Consider the following 24,734-nt stretch of genomic DNA (forward strand, 5'->3'; position numbering starts at 1 on the left):
TGTGCCGGTGCATGCTCACACTGTAGGAAAGATTTACGAGGCCGGGGTGATAAAACGACGACGCCCCGCAGGGCGGGGCGTCAGGGCCGTAACGGCGGCGAAGGGGCCGAAGCCCGGGCCGGTCAGGCGGCCAGCGCGTGCTGGGCGGTGCGGCCAGCGTGCTCGGCGGCTACCACCAGCGATAACTCTGCCGTGTTGCGGGCAGCCTGGCGGCTGTGGCGTTCCGTGTGGTGGTCCAGCGTGGCGGTCATGCGATGCAGCAGGCTGGTCAACGCGGTGCGTTCCGCCGGGGCCAGGTGCGAAATCGAGACCGAATGCAGCGCACGCACGGCCAGCGCCGCGCGCTCCAGGCGCGAAAAGGCTTCAGGCGCGATCTGCGGCGTGCCATCGCTCGGAAACTCCAGCCAGCCATCGGCATGGAGTTCGCGCAGCAGCCGCTCGGTCTGGGGCACGTCGAGGAAGATCGCGCCCTGGCATGGCTCGCCGCGTGCGAATTCGCCGGCGCGGATGGCGCGCAACATCAGCCATTTGGGATAGGTCAGCCCGGAGACGCTCAGCGTCTGTTCCAGGGCGCTTTGCCACGCGGTGACCGCGTCGACAAGCGAGAGCACGACAGGCTCGTGGATTTCGAGTGCTTTGGGCTGCATTTGCTCAGGTCTCCCATACAAGGGGTTTCTTGCCGCCTGGACACTTCTTGGGCCGGTGCATTGGCCGGCCCGGGCGGCTGTGGCGCCTGCCTCTCTTTCGGGCGGGTCGCTCTTTCATTGAAAATCGGTAGGCCGAACACTATCAGTAATGTTGGGACATTTGCGTGACATGTCGGGTATGTCCTAGTCAATCTTTTGGCCGAGGCGGCGCGGTTGCCGCTTGGTGCTGCAGGGCGGGCCAGGTGTCTGACGTCTGATGTGCGGGCAGGGGGTGCGGGCTGTGCGCAAATGAAAAGCCCCTGCGCGATGGCAGGGGCCTGGAGACGGTGGCACTGGAAGTGCGGACCGGGGGTCCGCTGGCGCCGACTGTCGTGCTGCGTTGTCTTACTGCTTCTTGGCGCCGTCGGTGTACGGATCGGCCTTGCCGGACTTGGCGCCGTCCAGGTACGGATCGGGCTTGCCGCTCTTCGCGCCATCCAGATACGGGTCCGGCTTGCCGGACTTCGCGCCGTCGGTGTACGGGTCGGCCTTCTTGTTCGGGGCCAGATCGGCGCGCGTCGACTTCTTCGCGCCATCGGTGTACGGATCGAACTTGCCGGACTTGGCCGGATTCTGGTTCGGATTCGCCTTGTTCTTGGTGTGGCTGCCGCTGTAGAGATCGCCGCCGTCGGTGTAGTTCTTCTGCGCGTGGGCCAGCTGCACGGCGCCCAGGGCAGTCAGGGCGGCAACGATCAGCGTCGGTACGGTCTTCTTCAGCATCATTATCCTCTCGAGTGAGGGCCGGGCAGTGGGGCCGGCCAAAAACAGAAATTTGTAGAAAATGCCTGGATCGATAATGACACTGTACCGGGATTTGTGACGGCCTGCCGCCAGGAGTTGTAGTAACAATACTCGGGCGACGGGCGCGTCACGTTACTGCCACGCCATCATCAGGCTGTCATTCGAGCGTGATGTTCTGGTCGGTCGCAATCTTCTTGCGCAGTTCCAGTTCGCGCTTGATCTGCGCGGCATATTGCTGCTGCGTATTGCCGTCGGGGTAGGCGCCGGCGTCGTGCAGGCGCTTCTTCACGTTCGGGTCCTGCAGGGCCTTGATGGCGGCATCGTGCACCTTCGTGACGATCGCGGCCGGCGTGCCTGCCGGCGCCACCAGACCGTACCAGGCCATGTTGTTCATGTCCTTCATGCCTTCCTCGGCGAAGGTCGGCACGTTGGGCAGGCCTTCCACGCGCTTGGGCGCGGCCACGGCCAGCGCACGCAGCTTGTCGCTCTGGATGAACGGCATCGACGACGGCAGGTTGTCGAACTGGGCGTTCACCTGGCCAGCCAGCGTGTCATTCAGCGCCGGGCCCGATCCACGATAGGGGATGTGGACCATGTCGGTCTTGGTGATGTACTTGAACAGCTCGCCGTCCAGATGCGAGATGCTGCCCTTGCCGGCCGACGCATAGCTGTACTTGCCCGGATTCGACTTGAGCAGGGCCACGAATTCCTTGAGGTTCTTCGCGGGCACCTTCGGGTTCACCGTCAGCACGTTCGGCACGTTCACGAGGTTCGTGATCGGGGCGAAATCCTTGATCGGATCGTACGGGTTCTTGGCGTTCGTAGCCGGGTTGGTAGCCATCGTGCTCACGGTGGCGATGCCCAGCGTGTAGCCGTCCGGCGCGGACTTGGCCAGTGCGTCGGCGCCAATCGCGCCACCGCCGCCGCCACGGTTTTCCACCACCACCGGCTGGCCCAGTTCGCGGCCCAGCGCATCGGACACGGCGCGGCCAACGATATCGGTGGTGCCGCCCGCTGCGAACGGCACGATCAGGCGAATCGGCTTGTTCGGATACGACTGCGCTTGCGCGGCGGTTGCAACCAGACCCAATGCGGCAAGGGCGCCCGCAGCGCCCACTTTCAGAACAGCTTTCAAGAGATGCCTCCCAACATATTGCTTGTATTGCCCGGCTCCGGACTCGGGTTCCGCAATACGGAACTACGTTCCGTGATATGCGTCGGGGAGCATTCAACCGCGAAAGGCGAGGGGTGGGATATAGGGGGGAACCCGTGGAGATCAGACCACCGGGCGACGGCGTCGGGCGGGGGAGGAGGGGCGCGCGCCTGATGGCCCGAAATCAGGTGGCCGGAAAGCAAAAAGCCCGAAGCGGTTGAGGCTTCGGGCTTTTCTGGAATTCGCTGGTGGGGCGTGAGTGACTCGAACACTCGACCTACGGATTAAGAGTCCGCTGCTCTACCAACTGAGCTAACGCCCCAACGAAGAAAAAGATTTTAACAAGGGATTTTGTATCGCGCAAGCCCCTTCGGCTATTTTTTTGAAGAATTTGCTGCGCCGTACAATGCGCGGATTCCCGGCGGCCTGTCCGGCCGCTTTCTTCCATCTTCCTGTCCGCCCATGCACGCACGCGTTCTCCGCTATCTCGACGAGGTTGTTCGCCGTGGTTCGATCCGGCGGGCGGCGGAATCCCTGCACGTGGCGCCCACGGCGATCAATCGCCAGATCCTTGAACTGGAAGCCGATCTTGGCGCACCGCTGTTCGACCGCATCCGCAAGCGGCTGCACCTGACACCGCTTGGCGAGGCCGTGCTGGCGCATGTCCGGCAAACGCTGCGCGAGCACGAGGCGCTGCAGGCACGCGTGGCCGAGATCAAGGGGGCGCGGCGCGGCATGGTGACCGTTGCCACGACTTCGGGCCTGGCTGGCGCGCTGATGCCGTCGCTCGTGCATGACTTCCGCCAGCATCAGCCCGGTATCGTCGTGCGGGTGGCCGATCTGCCGGTCAGCGGCATCGTCACGGCGGTAGAGCAGGGCGATGCCGACCTGGGGCTCGGCTACGACCTGCCGGAAGTGGCGGCGTTTCGCGTGGTGGCCAGCCGCGACTGGTCGATCGGCGCCGTGGTGGCGCCGGGACATCCGCTGGCGGCCCAGACTTCGGCCACGCTGGGCGAATGCGCCGGCTATCCGCTGATCCTGCCCGCACCGTCGCTATCGATCCGCGCGCTGGTCGACGATGCCTTCGCCCGTCAGTCGATCGAGTTGATGCCGGTTGTCGAATCCACCTCGGTGGTGCTGATCCAGCGCCTGGTGGCGACGGGGGCCGGGGTGGCGCTGCTGAACCCGCTCGATGTGATGGAGGAGCGGGCGCGCGGCGCGGTGGTGTTCGTGCCGCTGCGGGACAGCGGCCTGCAGCGCCAGACGCTGCGGCTGGTGGCGCGTGGCCGCAGTCCGCTGTCGCCCGCCGCCGGCTTGATGGCCGACGCCATGGCCGACGCGCTGGCGGGCCTGTTTCGATAGCCGTCTGTCCACAAATTGTGGACACCCCGCGCGAAATTCTGCGCTTGGGGGTGCCGGCCGGCGATGCGTAGACTCCGGGGCATACCTAATCCGGACACACCCCTGCCATGACCCTGATCCTCCAGCACGCCGACGTACTGGTCACCATGGACGCTCAGCGCCGCGAGATCGCGGACGGCGCCTTGGTCGCGAACGGCCCTGCCATCGAATGGGTGGGTGCCACCGCCAATCTGCCCGAGACCTATCGCCGCATGGTCGACGACGGCACTGCCGAAGTCGTGAACATGCGCGGCCATGTGGTGATGCCCGGCCTGGTCAACACGCACCATCACATGTACCAGAGCCTGACGCGGGCCGTGCCGGCCGCGCAGGACGCCGAGCTGTTTGGCTGGCTGACCAACCTGTACATGATCTGGTCGCACCTGACGCCCGAGATGATTCGCGTGTCGACGCAGACTGCGATGGCAGAACTGATGCTGTCCGGCTGCACCACCACAAGCGACCACCTGTACCTGTACCCGAACGGCTCGAAGCTCGACGATTCGATCGATGCGGCGCGGCAGATCGGCATGCGCTTTCACGCGGCGCGCGGCTCGATGAGCGTGGGCTGCAGCCAGGGCGGGTTGCCGCCCGACGTGGTGGTGGAACGCGAGGCCGATATCCTGCGCGACAGCCAGCGGCTGGTGGAGCAGTACCACGATGCCTCGCGCCACGCGATGCTGCGTGTGGTGCTGGCGCCGTGCTCGCCGTTTTCGGTGTCGCGCGACCTGATGCGCGAATCGGCGACGATGGCGCGCCACTATGGCGTATCGCTGCACACGCACCTGGCCGAGAACGACAACGACATCGCCTACTCGCGCGAGAAATTCGGCATGACGCCGGCGCAATATGCCGAGGACCTGGGCTGGGTGGGACACGATGTCTGGCACGCACACTGCGTGAAGCTCGATGACGAAGGCCTGGCGCTGTTCGCGCGCACGGGCACGGGCGTGGCGCATTGCCCGTGCTCGAACATGCGGCTGGCATCGGGCATCGCGCCGATTCGCCGCATGCGCGATGCGGGCGTGCCGGTGGGGCTGGGCGTCGACGGCAGTGCGTCGAACGACGGCGCCCACATGCTGGGCGAGGCGCGCCAGGCCATGCTGCTGCAGCGCGTGGGATTTGGTCCGGCGGCCATGAGTGCGCGCGAGGCGCTGGAGATTGCCACGCTGGGCGGTGCGCGGGTGCTGAACCGCGACGATATTGGTGCGCTGGTGCCGGGCATGTCGGCCGACATCGTATCGTTTGACATGTCCGCCGTGGGTTTTGCTGGCGGTGGTCACGACCCGGTGGCGGCGCTGGTCTTCTGTACGCCGGCCAACGTGTCGACCAGCATCATCAACGGCCGCGTGGTGGTGCGAGATGGCCAGTTGCGCACGATCGATCTGCCGAACGTGCTGGCCGATCATCGCCGGCTGGCGCGCACGCTGTTCGAGAGCGCCAGGGTTTGATGCGGGGTTGAGGCGGCAGAGTTTGATGCTTTGATGAGCGGACCGCATGAGCGGTCCGGCTTTGCGTGGCGGAATCGCCAGAAGATGCCAACGATCGCGCCAGAAAGCCCAGAAAGCAAAAGGCCGGAAGCATTGCTGCTTCCGGCCTTTCTGTGTCTGGTGGGGCGTGAGTGACTCGAACACTCGACCTACGGATTAAGAGTCCGCTGCTCTACCAACTGAGCTAACGCCCCGACGAAGACCGAGATTCTAGCAGCATTTTCAGCTTTGTCAAACGCTAAATGCGTACCGCGAATAAATCGGCCAGGAGGCCTGCAGTGTGCGTGCTGCAAGCTGCCGCGTGATCGGATCGATCGGCTGAACAATCGGCACATCACGCTGACACACACGCATGGCACGCTGCGCGGTTGCGGTGGCGTCACGATGCAGAACAGGCGACGCGTCGCGGAACTTGCTGTACCCGCCACCGGTCATTGGGACGAATCTTATTCTGCTGAAGGTGCGCAGGGGATCGAAGACGATTTCCGCAAAGCCATGTTAGGATTCTTTTCCACTTGCATATGGAGGGCTGTGATGATGGAAATCAAATTCCAGGAGCAAGACCGCTACGACATCAACAACGAGGGTTTGCTGTTCCACGCGCTTGTCGATGGTGAGCAAGTGACATGCGTGGTAACACGCGAAGCACTCTGGGAAGGCTTCAGCGCCGACCAGGTGCTGTCGCTGGAAGAGGCGTTCCGCGCCGGTCGTGACACGATCGAACGCGCGGCCGTGGTGCTGATCGAGCAGGGCGTGCCCCAGCCGGTCGTGGTCAAGCGGGCGCACGTGGCGCCGGTCTGAAAGCCGACCGACGGTAGCAACCCTCCGCCCGCCGGCTTCGGCCCTGCTTCACCGCAGGCCGGCCGGCGCGCCAGACGCCTGAAGGTTCAGGGCGCTTTTCGAGAAGTTCTCAGCAGTTTTTTCAAAGTCTGGTTGTCTGCATTGCCACTCAGGCAGGATGCGTCGTGTCCAGTGTTGCGCCATGTCGTGACGCGGGCCGATCCGTGACGTCCTGTTCCTGCAGGCTTGCGGGGCTGCCTGGCCGTTGGGCGCATTCCTCGAAAATGCGCGCCTGGCATTGCGCGCAGATTTCGGGCGAGAGCGTCGCGATGATCGTGTGAAGTGCCTGCCGCTTGGTGGGGAAAATATGGTCGCGGCCCAGCTTGGCCGTGAAGCCGGTCTGCTCCCAGGTTTCCAGCACCTGCGTGCGGGGGCGATGGAAGTAGAGGTCACCGCCCGCCGCGCGCCGCTCGGCCAGTTCGGTTTCCCACATCTCGGCGCCCGCCATGTCGATGAAGTTCATGCTCTTGGTCATCGCCAGCAGGTGCTTCTGGTCGGCGTCGACCGTGCGCAGCCAGTGCAGGCGATCGGTCACGTACTGCACCGCGCCAAAGTAGATCGCGCCTTCCATGCGCAGCAGCTTCAGTTGCGGGCATTCGGGCTGGGGGCGTCGCAATTCGTCCAGCGGCGTGAAGCGCCGGCCGGGATCATCGGCATCGGGCACCAGGCTGCGTACGGCCGGGCGGGACGTGCGATAGAGGTAGGCTACCAGCGACAGGATCGTGCCGAGCAGCACCGCCATTTCCAGTCGGATCACCAGCGTGGCGGCGAACGTGCCCACCGCGATGGCGAATTCCGTGCGCGATAGCTGCGCAATGCGGCGCAGTCGCTGGAAATCGAACAGGCCCCAGGCCACCAGTATCAGCATGGCCGCGATGGCGGCCAGCGGAATCTGGGCCAGCAGCGGGGCGCTGACGGTGACCAGCACCACCAGCAGCAAGGCCGAGAACACGCTTGCCAGCGGCGTCTGGGCGCCGGCCTCGAAGTTCGGCATCGAGCGATTCAGCGAGCCACACGAGATGTATCCCGAAAACAGCCCTCCGGCGATATTCGACAGGCCCTGGCCGATGAACTCGCGGTTGGCGTCGACATGCTGGCCGGACCGCAGCGCGACGGCCTTGGCGATCGAGATCGATTGCCCCAGCGCCACGATGGTCAGCGCGGCGGCAATGCCGAGCAGGTCGGGCACCGTGCGCCAGTTGATATCAGGCACATGGAAGGGCGGAATGGCTGACGGAATCGGCCCCACCACGTTCACATGCTGGGCGCCGCCCCAGCCGCTATGGTTCAGCAGCATCGCCACGCTGTAGCCGGCCAGCAGGCCCAGCAGCATGAACGGCAGCCGCCGCGACACGCGCTTGACGGCGATGGTCGCCACCAGCGTCACCGCACCGACAATCAGCGCGCTGCCATTGACGGTATCCAGGTTCTCGAACAGGAATCGCACCACGCCGAACGCGCTGGTGCCCGTGGGCACTGCCAGGCCGAAGAGATCCTTGAGCGCGTACAGGCCGATCAGCGTGGCCGCGCCGCACGTGAAGCCGAGCAAGACTGATGGCGAGATGAAGTTGGCCAGCGAGCCCAGGCGCAGCGCCCCGACCGCCAGTTGCAGCAGCCCCACCAGCATCGTCACGGCCAGCGCCAGCGCGATATAGGCCGGACTGCCCGCAAAGGCCACCGGGCTCAGCATGGCGAACAGCGCGAGCGAATTGGCATTGGTCGGCCCGGACATCACGTGCCAGCTCGACCCGAACAGCGCCGCCACGATGCAGGGGATCACCGCCGTGTAGATGCCATATTGCGGTGGCAGCCCCGCCAGCGTGGCAAAGGCCACGCCCTGCGGCAAGACCAGCACCGCGCCAAGCAGGCCGGCGATCACGTCAGCGCGCAGCGTCAGCGGGGTGACGCGTCGCAGCCAGGGGAACCAGCGCTGCAGGGCCGGGGTGTTGGCGCGGGCGGCGGCGCTCATCGGCTCAGTCGAGCTGGAGCGAGGCCACGACCGGCGTGTGGTCGGACGGCTGGTCCCAGCGGCGCGGCTCCTTGTCGATCAGGCAGGTCGTGCAGCGCTGGGCCAGGTCGGGCGACAGCAGGATATGGTCGATGCGCAGGCCCGCGTTGCGGCGGAAGCCCATCATGCGGTAGTCCCACCACGAGAACATCTTCTCGGGCTGCTCGAACATGCGGAACGAATCGACCAGACCCATCGCCACCAGCGCCTTGAAGGCATCGCGTTCCTGCGGCGACACCAGGTTCTGGCCTTCCCACTTGGCCGGGTCGTGCACGTCGCGGTCTTCCGGGGCGATATTGAAATCGCCCAGCAGGGCCAGCTTCGGATATTTGATCATCTCGGCGCGCAGCCAGTCGGTCATGGCGCGGAGCCAGTCGAGCTTGTAGACGAACTTGTCCGAATCGAGCGCCTGGCCGTTCGGGAAGTACGCGCTGATCAGCCGTACGTCGCCGTAGGTGCCGGCCACCACGCGCTGCTGGGCGTCTTCATAGCCGGGGATGTTGCGCACCACGTCGGTCGGCGCCGGCATGGCGCCGTCGCGCGCCACGATCGCCACGCCGTTGTACGTCTTCTGGCCCGTGAAGATGCTGTGGAAGCCGGCGGCTTCCAGTTCGGCCAGCGGGTACTTGTCGTCGGGCAGCTTCAGTTCCTGCAGGCACAGCGCGTCGATGGGGGTGCCCGCGGCGTCCTGCGCGGCCAGCCATTGCAGCACCTGGGGCAGGCGGACCTTCAGGGAATTGACGTTCCAGCTCGCGATTCTCATGTGTCGTTATTCTTCGGGGTTGGCACTTTCGCCAAAAAGGTTGCGGCCACCGCCCAGCAGATCGCGCTGGTCGAGGATCTCGAACGCGATTTCGGGATGGGTTTCCATACTGCGCCGGATGGCGGCGGGAATCGCCTGCCGGGTCTTGCGGCACAGGCCAGGCTGGTCGACCAGTTCAATGCGGAAGCCGCGCGTGGTGCGCACCACGTTGTCACTGGGCGTGATCGTGATCGTAATGCCCAGCAGCGCGTGCATCCGTTCCTGCATCCGGTTCAGATCGGCCAGCGTGGCGATGTTTTCTAGTCTTTCTACGAGTTTCTTTTCTTCCTGCTGCGTGAGCTGCAGGATGCGCCGGTCGGCGTGCGGATTATCGAGCAGCGCCTCGCGGTTGCAGACGCAGGCGCCCGGCGGACATTCCTTGCGGATCGGGAAAGGAATGTCCATGAGCCGGGGCGTCTGGGCGGGGCGAGGCGATCAGGCTGCCGCCGCCGTTTCGGCCATGCCGCCGTGCCGCAGCAGCGCGTCGATCTGCGGGGTGCGGCCACGGAAGGCCACGAACGATTCCATGGCCGGGCGGCTGCCGCCCACCGACAGGATTTCCTGCCGATAGCGCTCGCCGGTTGCTGCATCCAGCACGCTGCCCGACAGCCTGGCGGCTTCCTCGAATGCCGCGTACACGTCGGCCGACAGCACTTCGGCCCACTTGTAGCTGTAGTAGCCCGCCGCGTAGCCGCCCGCGAAGATGTGGCTGAACGTGTTCGGCCAGCGCGACAGCGGCGACTGCGGCACCACGTGCCTGGCGTCGTTGATCTGGCGCGACAGCTCCAGCACCGACACGGCGCCCTGCGGGTCGTAGTCGGTATGCAGGTGCATGTCGAACGACGAGTACACGATCTGGCGCAGCGTCATCATGCCGTTCTGGAAGTTCTTCGCCGCCAGCATGCGGTCGAACAGCGCACGCGGCAGCGGGGCGCCGGTATCCACGTGGGCGGTCATCGTCGACAGCACCTCGTATTCCCAGCAGAAGTTCTCCATGAACTGCGACGGCAGTTCCACGGCATCCCACTCCACGCCGTTGATGCCCGATACGCCCAGGTCGCCCACCTGCGTGAGCATGTGGTGCAGGCCGTGGCCGAACTCGTGGAACAGCGTGATGACTTCGTCATGCGTGAACTGCGCGGGCTTGCCGCCCACCGGCGCCGTGAAATTGCAGGTCAGGTAGGCCACCGGCGTCTGGACCGTGCCGTTGTCGTGCTCCTTGCGGCCGCGGGCGTCGTCCATCCAGGCACCGCCGCGCTTGCCTTCGCGTGCGTAGAGGTCGATGTAGAACTGGGCCAGCAGCGCGCCCTGCGGCGACACCACGCGGAAGAAGCGCACATCCTTGTGCCAGGTCTGGGCGTCGTCCGGCTCGATCTTCACCGAGAACAGCTTCTCGACGACACCGAACAGGCCCTTCAGCACCTGGGGCTCCTGCAAGTACTGCTTGACCTCGTCGTCGGAGAACGCGTATCGCTTCTGGCGCAGCTTTTCCGAGGCATAGGCCACGTCCCACGGCTCGATCTTGTCCAGGCCCAGCTCGGCGGCGGCGAACTCGCGCTGCTCCTTCCAGTCAGCCTCGGCATAGCGGCGGGCCTTGACGGCCAGCTCGTCCAGGAACTTCAGCACGTCGGCTGGCGTTTCGGCCATCTTCGGCACCAGCGAGACTTCGCCGTAGTTGTTGTAGCCGAGCATCTGCGCCTCTTCCCGGCGCAGCGTCAGCTGCTCGCGCATGTTCGACGTGTTGTCCCAGTCGGCCTGGCCGTTGTTGTACTGCGGGCCCAGTTCCGAGGCGCGCGTGACGCTGGCTTCGTACATGGTCTGGCGCAGGGCGCGGTCGTCGGCATACTGGAGCACCGGGAAGTACGACGGGAAGTGCAGCGTGAATTTCCAGCCGGCCTTGCCATCCTTTTCGGCGGCCAGCTTCGCGGCTTCCTGCGCGTCGGCCGGGATGCCGGTCAGGCGCTTTTCGTCGTCGATGTAGAGTGCGTAGGCGTTGGTGGCGTCGAGTACGTGATCGGAGAACGCCTTCGACAGCTGGGCCTGCTGATCCTGGATCTCGGCAAAACGCGGCTTCTGGTCTTCGGGCAGCTCGGCGCCGCCCAGGCGGAAGCCGCGCAGCTCGTTTTCGAGCAGTTGCTTGCGGGCCGGCGACAGGCCGGCGAACTCGGGGCCGGCGGCCACCGCCTTGTATTTTTCGTACAAAGCCAGGCTCTGACCCAGCGACGACCAGAATTCGGTCATGCGCGGCAGGTTGTCCGAGTGAGCCTTGCGCAGCTCGGGGGTGTCGGCCACGGCGCTCAGGTGGCCCACCACGCCCCAGGCACGGCCCAGCGGCTCGGTGGCGGTTTCCAGCGCTTCGACGGCCGTCTTCCAGGAAGCTGGCGTCTCGGGCGCCTCGGCGCGCGAGACAGCGGTTTGGGCCTGGGCCAGCAGCACGTCCAGCGCCGGGCCGATGTGCTCGGGGCGGATCTCGGCAAAGCGCGGCAGGTCCGCGAAGTCGAGCAGCGGGTTGTTGGCGCGGTCGGTGGTATCAGTCATGACAATTCCCGGTTGGCGTGCCGCCGACGAAATGGCCACGGGGCCCGGCGGCACGATTACCTGTGCAAGATGAGGCCTTTGGGGCCAAATATCCAGTACGACTTTGCTATCAGGGTGATTGAGGCGCGGCAGGCGCGCCATCGGGACCCTTCGGGTCCGTTCCTCAGGCCAGGCCGGCGCGGCGCTCGGCTGCTTCCAGCGTGTTGATCAGCAGCATCGTGATCGTCATCGGGCCAACGCCGCCCGGCACCGGCGTGATATGGCCGGCTACCTCGCGCACGCCGGCAAAGTCGACATCGCCGCACAGCTTGCCGGCATCGTCACGGTTCATGCCCACGTCGATGACCACGGCGCCCGGCTTGATCATGTTGGCGGTGATGATGTTGCGACGGCCCACGGCGGCCACGATGATGTCGGCGTCACGGGTATGGGCGGTCAGGTCGCGCGTCTTGCTGTTGCAGATCGTCACGGTTGCGCCGGCCTGCAGCAGCAGCATCGCCATCGGCTTGCCCACGATGTTCGAGGCGCCCACCACCACGGCACGGGCGCCGCGCAGCGGGTACTGGATCGATTCCAGCATCTTCATGCAGCCGTAGGGGGTGCAGGGGCGGAACAGCGGGGCGCCCGTCATCAGCGCGCCGGCATTGGCCACGTGGAAGCCGTCGACGTCCTTTTCGGGGGCGATGGCTTCGAGCACCTTGTGGCTGTCGATGTGCTTGGGCAGCGGCAGCTGAACCAGGATGCCGTGGATCTTCGGGTCGTTGTTCAGCGCGTCGATACGGGCCAGCAGGTCGGCTTCGGACAGGTCGGCCGGATAGCGGTCCAGCGACGAGTAGAAACCGTTGTCCTCGCAGGCCTTGACCTTGTTGCGTACATAGACCTGGCTGGCGGGGTCCTCGCCCACCAGCACCACGGCGAGCCCGGGCTGGTGACCGGCGGCGGTCAGGCGGGCGGCGCGCTGGGCGGCTTCGGCACGGATTTGTTTGGCAAGGGCGTTACCGTCGATCAGTTGGGCGGTCATGGGCGTACGTGACTGGAAAGGCTGGAAGGAAGGCGCCGCGCGCCGCGCGGGGCGGCGGGCGCAAAACCCGGATTATAAAGGCTTGGCGCGATTCGGCGCCGCCTTGACCGGATGCAAGCGGAGATCGGCTGGCGGCTGCTAGCATCCGCCGATGGACATCGAAGAATCTTCAATTCCCGAATTACTGGCGACCTGGCCGCTGCCGACCCTGGCCGTGGCCGTGCTGGCCTGGGCGATCTCGCAGCGGCCGTGGCAGGTGTTGCGCCGCGAGCCGATCCAGCATGCCTGGCTGGGGACGCTGGTGTTCCTGGCCTTGCTCTGGACGGCGCGTGCCACGCTGGGCGGCGGGGTGGTGATCCAGTTGATGGGCGCGACACTGGCCGTGACGATGTTCGGCCTGCCGCTGGCATTGGTGTCGCTGGCGATCGCCAACGTGATCTCGCTGATCGGGCTTGCCTACCTGGCCGGGCTGGCGTGGCAGGACATCCACTGGATATCGCTGGCGCCACGGTTCATCTGGATGGCGGCCGTGCCCGCGCTGGTTACGGCTGGCCTGCAGGCCACGCTGCGGCAATGGCTGCCCCGGCACCTTTTTATCTTCATCCTGGGCCACGGCTATTTTGCCGCGCTGGTGGCGACCATCGTGTCGGGGGTGCTGCGGCTGGCGTGGCTCATGCTTGTGGGCCAGGCTGGCGATGCCGGACTGACCGTGGGCGACTGGCTGACCGGCGTGGTGATCATCGCCTTCGGCGAGGCATTCCTGACCGGCATGCTGGTGGCGATTTTCGTCATCTACCGCCCGCAATGGGTGGTGACGTTCGCCGACGCGGAATATCTGGAGGGAAAGTAGGGGGGACGGACCAGGCTGGCCCGGGAGGGGAACAGCGGGTCGCAAGGCCCGCGCCGGCCGCCCCGTGGCGATCCACGGGCAGCCGGCGCGTCGGGGATTCAGCGGATCAGCTGTTGCGCGACAGCGCCAGGCGCAGCAGGTCGGCCACCGTGTTGACGTTGAGCTTTTCCATGATGTTGGCGCGGTGCGCCTCCACGGTCTTGATGGAAATGCCCAGGTCGTCGGCGATCTGCTTGTTCAGGCGGCCAGCCACGATGCGTTCCAGCACCTGCTGCTCGCGCGTGGTCAGCTTGGACAGCAGGTCCTTGGCGGCGCGTTGCTCGCGGGCGGCGGAATGGTCGGTACGGGCCTTCTGCAGCATCCGTTCCACCAGCGCGCGCAGTTCCGACTCATCGAACGGCTTCTCGATGAAATCGATCGCGCCGCGCTTCATCGTCGACACCGCCATCGGCACGTCGCCATGGCCGGTGATGAAGACGATGGGGATGTCGATGTTCTCGGCGATCATCCGTTCCTGCAGCTCCGGGCCGCTCATGCCCGGCATGCGCACGTCAAGGATCAGGCAGGCCACCGAACTGGTGTCGTAGGCGGACAGGAACTGCTCGGCGCTGTTGAAGCTGCGCACCTGGTAGCCGTTGCCCTCTAGCAGCCAGGTCAGCGAGTCGCGCATCGCTTCATCGTCGTCGACGATGAAGACGGTCTCGCCACGATGCGGCGTTGGGCTGGGCGTTGCGGTCATGAAGTCTCCTGGGGCAAAGTCGTTTGCAACGAAGTGTAACTGCATGCGGCGGCGCGCAACACCCCCAGGCAAATCGTCCGGACGGCCTCCCGATGCCCCGCGGCAGAGGGTCGTCCGGCATGCCCGGGGGCGCTCCCGAGGTTATTGCTCGGGTAGCGCGGGCTGCAGCGGCAGGGTGATTTTAAACGTACAACCGATGCCGTCCACATTGTTTTCCACCCAGAGACGGCCCTGGTGGGATTCAATGATCGACCGGCAGATGTTCAGGCCCATGCCCATGCCGTCCGATTTGGTGCTGAAGAACGGCTCGAACAGGCGTTCCTTGGTGGCTTCGTCCACGCCCGGGCCCTGGTCGATCACGTCGATGCAGACCGATTGACCAAACTCAACGTTCTCGACCCGTGCGTGAAGCCGGACCACGCCGGCCGCGCGCATTGCCGGCAGGCCGGCCATGGCTTCCACGGCGTTCTTGAGCAGATTGACCAGCACCTGCTCGATCAGCACCGGGTCCACATAGAGCATCATCGGCGGGGCGGGCAGGCGCGTCAGGATGGTCACGCGACGGCGCGTGGCTTCCAGGTCGGCCAGGCCCACGGCGTCGGCCACGATGTCGTGCAGGGCGGCCTCGCGCCGTTGCGGCTGGCTGCGCTTCACGAAACCACGGATGCGGCTGATGATGGTGCCAGCCCGCACGGCCTGCGCCGATGTCTTTTCCAGGACCGGGATCAGGTCTTCGGGCGTGCTGCGGCCCGAATGCAGGCGCGCCACCGCACCCATGCAGTAGTTATTGATGGCGGCCAGCGGCTGGTTCAGCTCGTGCGCCAGCGACGACGCCATCTCGCCCATGGTGGTCAGGCGGCTGGTGAACTGCAGCCGTTCCTCGTGCTGGCGCGCCATTTCCTCGGCGGCCTTGCGCACGGTGATGTCGGTGGCGATCTGCATCTGCGCCAAGTGGCCGTCCACCCACTGGATATAGCGGCGGCGCACTTCAAACCATTTCTGCATGTCCGGCACGAACACCTCGCGGGCGTCGGACGCGTACGGCATCAGCTCCGAGGCGGGCAGGCCGGCATAGGCGTCGACGAAGTCGGTGTTGTCACTCGACATCTGCTCCTTGTCGAAATCGTCGCCGGCCAGCTTCAGGTGCCCCTCGGCCTCCCAGCCGAACAGCTGGCGGTAGTAGCGGTTGGCGAACAGCAGTTCCGCCTTGTCCGTGGCCAGCACCGACACTGCGGCGTCCAGGCTTTCCAGCACGGTGGTGAAGCGGTCGTGTGCGGCGGCCAGTTCCTCGCGGGCGCGCTTGGGCTCGGTGATGTCCGTCATCGAGCTCATCCAGCCCGTATGGCGGCCACGGCTGTCGACCAGCGGCGACACGTACATCCGGGCGAAAAAGCTGCTGCCGTCCCGGCGCATCACGCGCATCTCGTAGCCGGTAGCCGGCGACTTGCCCTGCAGCGTCAGGTCGATCTGCTTCTGCATTTCCTGCTGGTCGTTGGGCGGCCAGTAGGGGAAGGGCGGGATGCGGCCCACCAGTTCGGGCTCGGACCACCCCGTCATGCGGCAGAACGCCGGATTCACATAGGTGATGCGGCCGTTCAGGTCCAGCGCCCGCAGGCCGATCAGCATCGAGTTTTCCATCGCGCGCCGGAACGATGTCTCGGCCAGCAGCGCGCGCTGCGCCTCGGAGCGGCGGCTGGTGTGCCGCCACATGCTCCACAGGCTCCAGAGCAGGAAGCACGACAGCCCCACCACCAGCCACAGCAGCATGTTGTTGGGCAGGTTGGAAGGTGGCGGATAGGCGTCGGCGCGCAATGACAGCGAATGGCCCGGCGGGTCGAGCAATACCTCGTAGGACAGCGCATTGCCCGGCACCGGCCGGACCGACGTGCTGGCGCGCGTCTGATTGTTCTTGTCGATCAGCGAGAAGCGGTAGCGCTCGGTCAGCTCGGGCGGCAGCAGGTGGGTCAGGATGCCGTTGATCGAATAGAGCGCCCCGAGCGTGCCCAGGAACTCGTTGTCGCGCACGATCGGCACTTCCATCAGCATGAAGCTGTCGCCGCGATCGTTGATCAGCGGGCGGGAATAGACCACGCGCTGGGTCTCGCGGGCAGCGTCGAAGGTGTCCAGGACCTCGGGTTCCAGCGGCTGGTCCACGGTTTCGCGCAGGCGGCCGGCAAACTCGGACGTCGACGGCAGCGACCAGCGGCCACGCTTGGTGGCGTCGAGCCAGTTGATGAAGACGATCTCGGGGTTCTCGCGCAGGATTTCCTGGGCGGCGGTGCGGTAGGCGCCCTGGTCCAGTTGCGCGGCGGCGATGTCGCGCGCCAGCGAGGCCATCTGGTCCTGGTTGCTCAGCAGGGACAGCCGCACCCGCTGCTGCGCCCAGGCGGCGTCACGGTACAGCGAGTCGCGCTGCTGCTGGCGCTCGGTTTCGTGCAGCGACCACAGGATGACGCCCATCGCCACCGTGAACAGCACGATGGCCACCAGCGGAATGAACATGAACCAGCTGGTCGCCACCAGGTTGCGCCAGCGCATGATCCACAGGCGGCGCGGCGGCGCGGCCAGCGGCTCCATGACGTCGGCGTGATCGCCGTGTTCGGGGTGGTCATCGTGCCCGGCATGCGGGCCGCCATGGCCCGCGCGCGCCACGCCGGGCGCCGTGCCCTGGGCGGAATCGCTGACGGTACCGGCGGAATTCGGTGGCAGGATGGCCATTCGCAGGCCGGAGAGGATTCGGTTGAAGAACTGCATAAGGGATCGACGGTCAGCCGGCCAGTGTATCGGCTTTATTGCGGTGCGTCGCTTGGGGAAAGCGCCTATCCGGCACAGGCGGATTCGGAAATCCGCCAGGCCGGTTTCCGGCGTCGCCGGGCGGTTTCTGGTGCACTGCCGCAATATTTCACATTATAAGAAATGACTTCGTAATCTGAAAATTTAGCTTGTCAGCCGTTGCTGTGCTTCCATAGAATCGCTTCGACCGAACAATGCGGGCGGAGCCATGTGCTTGAGCCTATAAGGATCCGGGCGACGCGACCCGCTACGAAAGATCCCGGTCCTGGCCATTGAACCGATGCCAGGGCCACGAGGCAAGGCTTCGCTGCGACGTCAACACCGTCAGACCGGCCAACCGAGATCCGCCATACCGGGCGGGCGCCGGGGCAGGAATTTACCCAGGAGACAGTCATGTCCGCTGTACCAGAGCAGATCCTCGGCGCCAGCAGCGCCAACGACGCAGATCCCCAGGAAACGCATGAATGGCTTGACGCCCTGCAGGGCGTCCTGAGTGCCGAAGGCGCCGAACGCGCGGCCTTCCTGATCGACAAGCAGATCCAGTACGCCCGCGTGAACGGCGTGACGCAGCCGTTCCACGCCGAAACGCCGTACATCAACACCATTCCGGTGGAGCAGCAGGCACGCATTCCAGGCGACCAGGACATCGAGCACCGCATCCGCTCGTACACGCGCTGGAACGCGATGGCCATGGTGCTGCGCGCCAACAAGAACACCAACGTCGGCGGCCATATCTCGTCGTTCGCCTCGGCGGCCACGCTCTATGACGTGGGCTACAACCACTTCTGGCGCGCGCCGTCGGAACAGAGCGGCGGCGACCTGGTCTTCGTGCAGGGCCACTCGGCGCCGGGCGTGTACTCGCGCGCCTTCCTGCTGGGCCGTCTGACGGTCGAACAGCTCGACAACTTCCGCCAGGAAGTGGACGGCAAGGGCATCTCGTCGTACCCGCACCCGTGGCTGATGCCGGATTTCTGGCAGTTCCCGACCGTGTCGATGGGCCTGGGCCCGATCATGGCCATCTACCAGGCCCGCTTCATGAAGTACCTGGGCAGCCGCGGCCTGGTGAACGCCGAAGGCCGCAAGGTCTGGGCCTTCCTGGGCGACGGCGAGACCGACGAGCCGGAATCGCTGGGCGCGATCGGCATGGCCGGCCGCGAGAAGCTGGACAACCTGGTCTTCGTGATCAACTGCAACCTGCAACGCCTGGACGGCCCGGTGCGCGGCAACGGCAAGATCATCCAGGAACTGGAATCGGAATTCCGCGGTTCGGGCTGGAACGTGATCAAGGTGGTGTGGGGCAGCCGCTGGGACCAGCTGCTGCAGCGCGACACCAAGGGCCTGCTGATGAAGCGCATGATGGAGTGCGTGGACGGCGAGTACCAGACCTTCAAGGCCAAGGACGGCGCGTACGTGCGCGAGTTCTTCTTCAACACGCCGGAACTGAAGGCCATGGTGGCCGACTGGTCCGACGACGACATCTGGCGCCTGAACCGTGGCGGCCATGATCCGCACAAGGTGTACGCGGCCTACAAGGCGGCCAGCGAGCACAAGGGCCAGCCGACGCTGATCCTGGCCAAGACCATCAAGGGCTATGGCATGGGCGATGCCGGCCAGGCCATGAACGTGGCCCACCAGCAGAAGAAGATGCCGGTGGACGCCATCCGCGCGTTCCGCGACCAGTTCAACATCCCGGTGCCGGACGACAAGCTGGAAGAAGTCCCGTACCTGACCTTCGAGGAAGGCTCGAAGGAACTGGAATACATGCGCCAGGCGCGCATGAACCTGGGCGGCTACCTGCCGGCCCGCCGCCAGAAGGCCGACGCGCTGAAGGTGCCCGAGCTGTCGGCATTCGACGCGCTGCTGAAGGCCACCGGCGAAGGCCGCGAAGTGTCCACCACGATGGCCTTCGTGCGGATCCTGAACACGCTGCTCAAGGACAAGCAGATCGGCAAGCATGTGGTGCCCATCGTGCCGGACGAGTCGCGCACGTTCGGCATGGAAGGCCTGTTCCGCCAGGTGGGTATCTGGAACCAGGAAGGCCAGAAGTACGTGCCGGAAGACCATGACCAGCTGATGTTCTACAAGGAATCGCAGACGGGTCAGGTGCTGCAGGAAGGCATCAACGAAGCCGGCGCCATGTGCGACTGGATTGCCGCCGCCACGTCGTATTCGACGCATGGCGTGCAGATGATCCCGTTCTACATCTACTACTCGATGTTCGGTATCCAGCGTATCGGCGACCTGTGCTGGGCCGCTGCCGACATGCGCTCGCGCGGCTTCCTGCTGGGCGGCACGTCGGGCCGTACCACGCTGAACGGCGAAGGCCTGCAGCACGAGGATGGTCACTCGCACGTGTTCCACGCCGTGATCCCGAACTGCATCTCGTACGACCCGACGTTCCAGTACGAGCTGGCCGTGATCATGCAGGACGGCCTGCGCCGCATGTATGCCGAACAGGAAGACGTGTATTACTACCTGACGGTGATGAACGAGAACTACGAACATCCGGAAATGCCGGCTGGCGTGGAGAAGGACATCGTCAAGGGCATGTACCAGTTCCGCAAGGGCGTGGAAAACAGCAATGCGCCGCGCGTGCAGCTGCTGGGTTCGGGCACGATCTTCCGCGAGGTGATCGCCGCCGCCGACATGCTCAAGAAGGACTGGGGCGTGGAATCGGACATCTGGAGCTGCCCGAGCTTCACCGAGCTGGCCCGCGAAGGCCATGCCGCCGAGCGCCACAACCTGCTGCACCCGACGGAAGCGCCGCGTGAATCGTTCGTCGCCCAGAAGCTCAAGGGCGTGCGTGGCCCGGTCATCGCGTCGACCGACTACATCCGCGCGTTCGCCGAGCAGATCCGTTCGTTCGTGCCGCGCCGCTACGTGGTGCTGGGCACCGACGGCTTTGGCCGCTCGGATACCCGCGAGAAGCTGCGTCACTTCTTTGAAGTGGACCGCAACTGGGTGACGGTGGCTGCGCTGAAGGCGCTGGCTGACGAAGGTGCGATCGGTCGCGAAAAGGTGGCGGAAGCCATCAAGAAGTACAACCTCGACCCGAGCAAGCCGAACCCGATGTCGGTCTGATTCCCCGGACTTGCACGACTGAACCCCCGCAGCGCGGCAACCCGCCGCGCCGCGGGCGCCCCCGGCTGGCCCGGCGGTGCCCCGCGGCGCTGGTGATGCGCGGCAGCGTGACAGATGCGTGCGGCGAGAGTAACCTCGCCGATTGCGTTTGTCGTGTTGAGCGTAACGAACCAGGGTGCCGGCTGCCCAGGAGAGACACTGAATGAGTCAAGCGATTGAAATCAAGGTGCCGGACATCGGCGACTACGACGCCGTTCCCGTCATCGAAGTGCATGTGAAGCCGGGCGACCAGATCAACGCGGAAGACGCGCTGGTGACGCTGGAATCGGACAAGGCCACGATGGACGTGCCGTCGCCGCAGGCCGGCACGGTCAAGGAAGTCAAGATCAAGGTGGGCGACAACGTGGCCCAGGGCACTGTCCTGGTGATGCTGGAGCCTGCTGGCGGCGCCGCAGCTGCCCCGGCTCCGGCCGCAGCCCCGGCCGCCGCTCCGGCGCCTGCCGCCGCCGCGCCGGCCCCGGCACCCGCACCGGCGCCTGCTCCCGCAGCCGCACCGGCTGGCGGTGGCACGGTGGAAGTCAAGGTGCCGGACATCGGCGACTACGACGCCGTGCCGGTCATCGAAGTCCACGTGAAGCCGGGCGACCAGATCAACGCGGAAGACGCGCTGGTCACGCTGGAGTCCGACAAGGCCACGATGGATGTGCCGGCCCCGCAGGGCGGCATCGTCAAGGAAGTCAAGGTCAAGGTTGGCGACAACGTGGCCCAAGGCACGCTGATCCTGATCCTGGAAGCCGCCGGTGGCGCCGCCGCCGCGCCGGCTGCTGCCCCCGCTGCCGCCCCGGCACCGGCCGCTGCTGCAGCGCCGGCACCCGCGCCGGCAGCCGCCGCACCGGCTCCTGCCCCGGCCGCAGCACCTGCCCAGGGCGTGACCGGCAAGGCCGCCCACGCCAGCCCGTCCGTGCGCAAGTTCGCGCGTGAGCTGGGCGTGGACGTGACGCGCGTACCGGGCTCCGGTCCGAAGGGCCGTATCACCCAGCAGGACGTGCAGAACTTCGTCAAGGGCGTGATGTCCGGCAAGACCGCTGCGCCGGCCGCCGCTGCTGGCGGTGGCTCGGGCGTTGGCCTGGACCTGCTGCCGTGGCCGAAGGTTGATTTCACGCGTTTCGGCGAGGTGGAATCGAAGCCGCTGTCGCGCATCAAGAAAATCTCGGGCGCCAACCTGCACCGCAACTGGGTGATGATCCCGCACGTCACGAACTGCGACGAGGCGGATATCACCGAGCTCGAAGCGTTCCGCGTGCAGCTGAACAAGGAAAACGAGAAGGCCGGCATCAAGGTGACGATGCTCGCGTTCATGATCAAGGCCACCGTGGCGGCGCTGAAGAAGTTCCCGAACTTCAACGCATCGCTGGACGGCGACAACCTGGTGCTGAAGAAGTACTTCAACATCGGCTTCGCCGCCGACACGCCGAACGGCCTGGTCGTGCCGGTCATCAAGGACGCCGACAAGAAGGGCGTGCTCGAGATCAGCCAGGAAATGGGCGAGCTGGCCAAGCTGGCGCGCGACGGCAAGCTGAAGCCTGACCAGATGCAGGGCGGCTGCTTCTCGATCTCGTCGCTGGGTGGTCTTGGCGGCACGTACTTCACGCCGATCATCAACGCGCCGGAAGTGGCCATCATGGGCGTGTGCAAGTCGTACATGAAGCCGGTCTGGGACGGGAAGCAGTTCGAGCCGCGTCTGACGCTGCCGCTGTCGCTGTCGTGGGATCACCGCGTGATCGACGGCGCCGAGGCCGCGCGCTTCAATACGTACTTTGCAGCGCTGCTGGCAGATTTCCGCCGCATCCTTCTCTAAGCGGTCGCTTAAAGATGATTCTGGCGTCGTTGCGCGGCGTGGCCGTACCATTTGTACTGTCTGCGGCCGCGCGCCTGGCCAGAACCGCTACGCTTCATCTTGAAGCAACCGCAACGCACACCGGCCGTGCCGGTGTGCGAAATGCCGAGTAACAGGGGCGAGCCATGACTACCTGCGTTGTCGTACGCAAGGGTGACGAGGTGGCGATCGCGGCCGATGCGCTGGTGACGTTCGGCGATACGCGGCTGTCGCGTGCCTACGAGCGCAACCAGAAGGTGATTCCCGTTGGCGAGAGCTTTGTCGCGCTGGCGGGCACCACCGCGCATTTCCCGGTCATGCGCGCGCTGTTGACGGGCATGGGCGACGAATGCCGCCTGATGACCCGCGACGACGTGTTCCGGACCTTCCTCAAGGTGCATGAAAAGCTCAAGAACGAGTACTTCATCAACACCAAGGAAGACGAGGACGACCCCTACGAGTCCTCACAGATCGTTTGCCTGATCGCGAATTCGGGCGGCATCTTCGGCGTCTATTCCTACCGCGAGGTGTTTTCGTTCGACCGTTTCTGGGGCATTGGCTCGGGCCGCAACTATGCGCTCGGTGCCATGCACGCGGTGTACGACCGGCCCGAGATGGGCGCTGGCGACATTGCTCGGATCGGTGTCGACGCGGGGATCGAGTTCGACAAGAGCTCGGCGGGCCCGATCGATGTGCATACGGTCAAGATTCTTGCGGCACCCCATGAGACGCCCCAGCAGCCCGGCGGCGCGGCAACCAACAAAGACGACGCGGCCTGAGCCCAGGGCGGGCAGGGCGCGCATCCCAGGAGGAAAAGCATGAGTGTGATCGAAGTCAAGGTGCCGGATATCGGCGATTTCGACGCGGTGGAAGTGATCGAGGTGCTGGTCAAGGCCGGCGACGCGGTCGAGGAAGAACAGTCGCTGATCGTGCTGGAAAGCGACAAGGCCAGCATGGAAGTGCCGTCGTCGGCCACCGGCAAGGTGGTGGACGTGAAGGTGAAGGTTGGCGACAAGGTGGCCAAGGGTACGGTGATCTGCACGGTGGAAGGCGGCGCGGCCGCCGCCCCGGCACCGGCACCCGCTGCGGCCCCTGCGGCAGCGCCGGCACCGGCCGCTGCGCCGGCCGCGGCCCCCACGGCCGCCAAGCACGGCGGCAGCGCCGACATCCAGTGCGACATGCTGGTGCTGGGCGCCGGCCCCGGTGGCTACTCGGCCGCCTTCCGTTCGGCCGACCTGGGCATGAACACTGTGCTGGTGGAGCGCTATGGCTCGCTGGGCGGCGTCTGCCTGAACGTGGGCTGCATCCCGTCGAAGGCACTGCTGCACAACGCGGCCGTGATCGACGAGGCCAAGGCCCTGGCTGCGCACGGCATCCTGTTCGGCGAAGCCAAGATCGACCTGGACGGCCTGCGCCACTACAAGGAATCGGTCGTCAACAAGCTGACCGGCGGTCTGGCCGGCATGGCCAAGGCGCGCAAGGTGCAGGTGGTGCGCGGTATCGGCACGTTCCTGGACCCGAATCACCTCGAAGTGCAGGAAACCGAAGGTGATGCCAAGGCCACCACGGGCAAGAAGACCGTGATCCGCTTCGAGAAGGCGATCATCGCGGCCGGCAGCCAGGCTGTGAAGCTGCCGTTCATCCCCGAAGACCCGCGAATCTTTGATTCGACTGGCGCGCTGGAACTGCGCGACATCCCGAACAAGATGCTGGTGATTGGCGGCGGCATCATCGGCCTGGAAATGGCCACCGTCTACAGCACGCTGGGCGCACGCATCGACGTGGTGGAAATGCTCGACGGCCTGATGCAGGGCGCGGACCGCGACCTGGTCAAGGTCTGGGACAAGATGAACAAGCAGCGCTTCGACAACGTGATGCTGAAGACCAAGACGGTTGGCGTGGAAGCCAAGCCGGACGGCATCTACGTCAAGTTTGAAGGCGAGGGCGCGCCGGCCGAGCCGGTTCGCTACGACGCCGTGCTGGTGTCGGTGGGCCGTACGCCGAACGGCAAGAAGATTGGCGCCGAGAAGGCGGGCGTGGCCGTGACGGATCGTGGCTTCATCGACGTCGACAAGCAGCTGCGCACCAACGTGCCGCACATCTTCGCGATCGGTGACATCGTCGGCCAGCCGATGCTGGCCCACAAGGCCGTGCACGAGGCGCACGTGGCCGCCGAGGCTGCCCATGGCGAGAAGGCGTACTTCGACGTCAAGCAGATTCCGTCGGTGGCCTACACTGATCCGGAAGTGGCTTGGGCCGGCTTGACCGAAGACCAGTGCAAGGCGCAGGGCATCAAGTACGGCAAGGGAGTGTTCCCGTGGGCCGCTTCGGGCCGTGCCATCGCCAATGGCCGTGACGAAGGCTTCACCAAGCTGATCTTCGACGAGGAAACGCACCGCATCATCGGTGGTGGCATCGTCGGCACCCATGCGGGCGACCTGATCAGCGAAGTGTGCCTGGCCATCGAGATGGGCGCCGATGCCGTGGATATCGGCAAGACGATCCACCCGCACCCGACGCTGGGCGAGTCCATCGGCATGGCCGCCGAGATCTACGAAGGCGTCTGCACGGACGTGCCGCCGCCGCGCAAGCGCTAATCGGCATCCGCTGCGATGAAGAAACCCGCCATCTGGCGGGTTTCTTTTTTGGCTTGATAATTCAATTAACCGCCAAGCGATTCCAACAGCATCAAGCGGGCGAAAAAATGCCCGACAA

General features: G+C 65.6%; 18 protein-coding genes and 2 tRNA genes. 8 read left to right on the plus strand and 12 right to left on the minus strand.

Annotated features, from left to right (window positions below):
• Positions 1-122: 122 nt before the first annotated feature.
• From CYJ10_RS14185 to CYJ10_RS14200, 4 genes are all read right to left on the minus strand, one after another.
• Positions 123-647, minus strand: a complete 525-nt coding sequence (locus CYJ10_RS14185; RefSeq protein WP_101682108.1) for a MarR family transcriptional regulator — start codon at positions 645-647, stop codon at positions 123-125.
• A 384-nt stretch (positions 648-1,031) separates the two neighbouring features.
• Positions 1,032-1,406, minus strand: a complete 375-nt coding sequence (locus CYJ10_RS14190; RefSeq protein WP_066738921.1) for a hypothetical protein — start codon at positions 1,404-1,406, stop codon at positions 1,032-1,034.
• Between the two features lie 178 nt (positions 1,407-1,584).
• Positions 1,585-2,562, minus strand: a complete 978-nt coding sequence (locus tag CYJ10_RS14195) for a tripartite tricarboxylate transporter substrate binding protein BugE (protein WP_101682109.1) — start codon at positions 2,560-2,562, stop codon at positions 1,585-1,587.
• A 264-nt stretch (positions 2,563-2,826) separates the two neighbouring features.
• Positions 2,827-2,902, minus strand: a tRNA-Lys gene (locus CYJ10_RS14200).
• 140 nt (positions 2,903-3,042) lie between these two features.
• Here CYJ10_RS14200 and CYJ10_RS14205 point away from each other — a divergent pair.
• The gene (locus CYJ10_RS14205) at positions 3,043-3,942 is read left to right on the plus strand and encodes a LysR family transcriptional regulator (RefSeq protein WP_101682163.1); all 900 of its coding nucleotides are present in this window, start codon (positions 3,043-3,045) and stop codon (positions 3,940-3,942) included.
• 107 nt (positions 3,943-4,049) lie between these two features.
• On the plus strand, positions 4,050-5,432 hold the full coding sequence (locus CYJ10_RS14210) for an 8-oxoguanine deaminase (RefSeq protein ID WP_101682110.1): 1,383 nt from the start codon (positions 4,050-4,052) through the stop codon (positions 5,430-5,432).
• 157 nt (positions 5,433-5,589) lie between these two features.
• Here the strand turns inward: CYJ10_RS14210 and CYJ10_RS14215 are convergent.
• Positions 5,590-5,665 (minus strand) — tRNA-Lys (locus CYJ10_RS14215).
• A gap of 343 nt (positions 5,666-6,008) precedes the next feature.
• Here CYJ10_RS14215 and CYJ10_RS14225 point away from each other — a divergent pair.
• Positions 6,009-6,272 (plus strand): DUF1488 family protein, encoded by a 264-nt coding sequence (locus CYJ10_RS14225; RefSeq protein WP_066738920.1) that lies wholly within the window; start codon positions 6,009-6,011, stop codon positions 6,270-6,272.
• A 148-nt stretch (positions 6,273-6,420) separates the two neighbouring features.
• Here the strand turns inward: CYJ10_RS14225 and CYJ10_RS14230 are convergent, their stop codons facing one another.
• The 5 genes from CYJ10_RS14230 to folD form a co-directional block, all read right to left on the minus strand.
• Complete coding sequence (locus CYJ10_RS14230) at positions 6,421-8,280, minus strand: SulP family inorganic anion transporter (protein WP_257993318.1); 1,860 nt, start codon at positions 8,278-8,280, stop codon at positions 6,421-6,423.
• 4 nt (positions 8,281-8,284) lie between these two features.
• On the minus strand, positions 8,285-9,082 hold the full coding sequence (gene xth / locus CYJ10_RS14235) for an exodeoxyribonuclease III (RefSeq protein WP_101682112.1): 798 nt from the start codon (positions 9,080-9,082) through the stop codon (positions 8,285-8,287).
• 6 nt (positions 9,083-9,088) lie between these two features.
• The gene (locus tag CYJ10_RS14240) at positions 9,089-9,526 is read right to left on the minus strand and encodes a hypothetical protein (RefSeq protein WP_101682113.1); all 438 of its coding nucleotides are present in this window, start codon (positions 9,524-9,526) and stop codon (positions 9,089-9,091) included.
• A 30-nt stretch (positions 9,527-9,556) separates the two neighbouring features.
• Positions 9,557-11,659 carry a M3 family metallopeptidase gene (locus CYJ10_RS14245; RefSeq protein WP_101682114.1) on the minus strand — a complete coding sequence of 701 codons (2,103 nt, stop codon included), beginning with the start codon at positions 11,657-11,659 and terminating at the stop codon, positions 9,557-9,559.
• A 163-nt stretch (positions 11,660-11,822) separates the two neighbouring features.
• Positions 11,823-12,680, minus strand: a complete 858-nt coding sequence (folD, locus tag CYJ10_RS14250; protein ID WP_101682115.1) for a bifunctional methylenetetrahydrofolate dehydrogenase/methenyltetrahydrofolate cyclohydrolase FolD — start codon at positions 12,678-12,680, stop codon at positions 11,823-11,825.
• A gap of 151 nt (positions 12,681-12,831) precedes the next feature.
• On the opposite strand from folD, the gene CYJ10_RS14255 reads away from it, so the two are divergent.
• Positions 12,832-13,530 carry a hypothetical protein gene (locus CYJ10_RS14255; RefSeq protein ID WP_101682116.1) on the plus strand — a complete coding sequence of 233 codons (699 nt, stop codon included), beginning with the start codon at positions 12,832-12,834 and terminating at the stop codon, positions 13,528-13,530.
• Between the two features lie 106 nt (positions 13,531-13,636).
• Here CYJ10_RS14255 and CYJ10_RS14260 read toward each other — a convergent pair whose 3' ends face one another.
• Entirely contained in the window at positions 13,637-14,269 is a 633-nt protein-coding gene (locus tag CYJ10_RS14260) for a response regulator transcription factor (protein ID WP_101682117.1), read from the minus strand.
• A 141-nt stretch (positions 14,270-14,410) separates the two neighbouring features.
• Positions 14,411-17,023 carry a PAS domain S-box protein gene (locus tag CYJ10_RS14265; protein ID WP_101682118.1) on the minus strand — a complete coding sequence of 871 codons (2,613 nt, stop codon included), beginning with the start codon at positions 17,021-17,023 and terminating at the stop codon, positions 14,411-14,413.
• A gap of 432 nt (positions 17,024-17,455) precedes the next feature.
• On the opposite strand from CYJ10_RS14265, the gene aceE reads away from it, so the two are divergent.
• From aceE to lpdA, 4 genes are all read left to right on the plus strand, one after another.
• Positions 17,456-20,143: a pyruvate dehydrogenase (acetyl-transferring), homodimeric type gene (aceE, locus tag CYJ10_RS14270; protein ID WP_101682119.1), complete on the plus strand. Its 2,688-nt coding sequence runs from the start codon at positions 17,456-17,458 to the stop codon at positions 20,141-20,143.
• A 202-nt stretch (positions 20,144-20,345) separates the two neighbouring features.
• Entirely contained in the window at positions 20,346-22,001 is a 1,656-nt protein-coding gene (aceF, locus tag CYJ10_RS14275) for a dihydrolipoyllysine-residue acetyltransferase (RefSeq protein ID WP_101682120.1), read from the plus strand.
• 164 nt (positions 22,002-22,165) lie between these two features.
• A complete protein-coding gene (locus tag CYJ10_RS14280) occupies positions 22,166-22,798 on the plus strand; it encodes an MFS transporter (protein ID WP_257993319.1) in 633 nt (210 codons plus the stop codon).
• 39 nt (positions 22,799-22,837) lie between these two features.
• Positions 22,838-24,616 carry a dihydrolipoyl dehydrogenase gene (gene lpdA, locus CYJ10_RS14285; protein ID WP_101682121.1) on the plus strand — a complete coding sequence of 593 codons (1,779 nt, stop codon included), beginning with the start codon at positions 22,838-22,840 and terminating at the stop codon, positions 24,614-24,616.
• Positions 24,617-24,734 lie beyond the last annotated feature (118 nt).

It is taken from the genome of Cupriavidus pauculus, from assembly GCF_002858765.1.
In the GTDB taxonomy this organism is placed as follows: domain Bacteria; phylum Pseudomonadota; class Gammaproteobacteria; order Burkholderiales; family Burkholderiaceae; genus Cupriavidus; species Cupriavidus pauculus_B.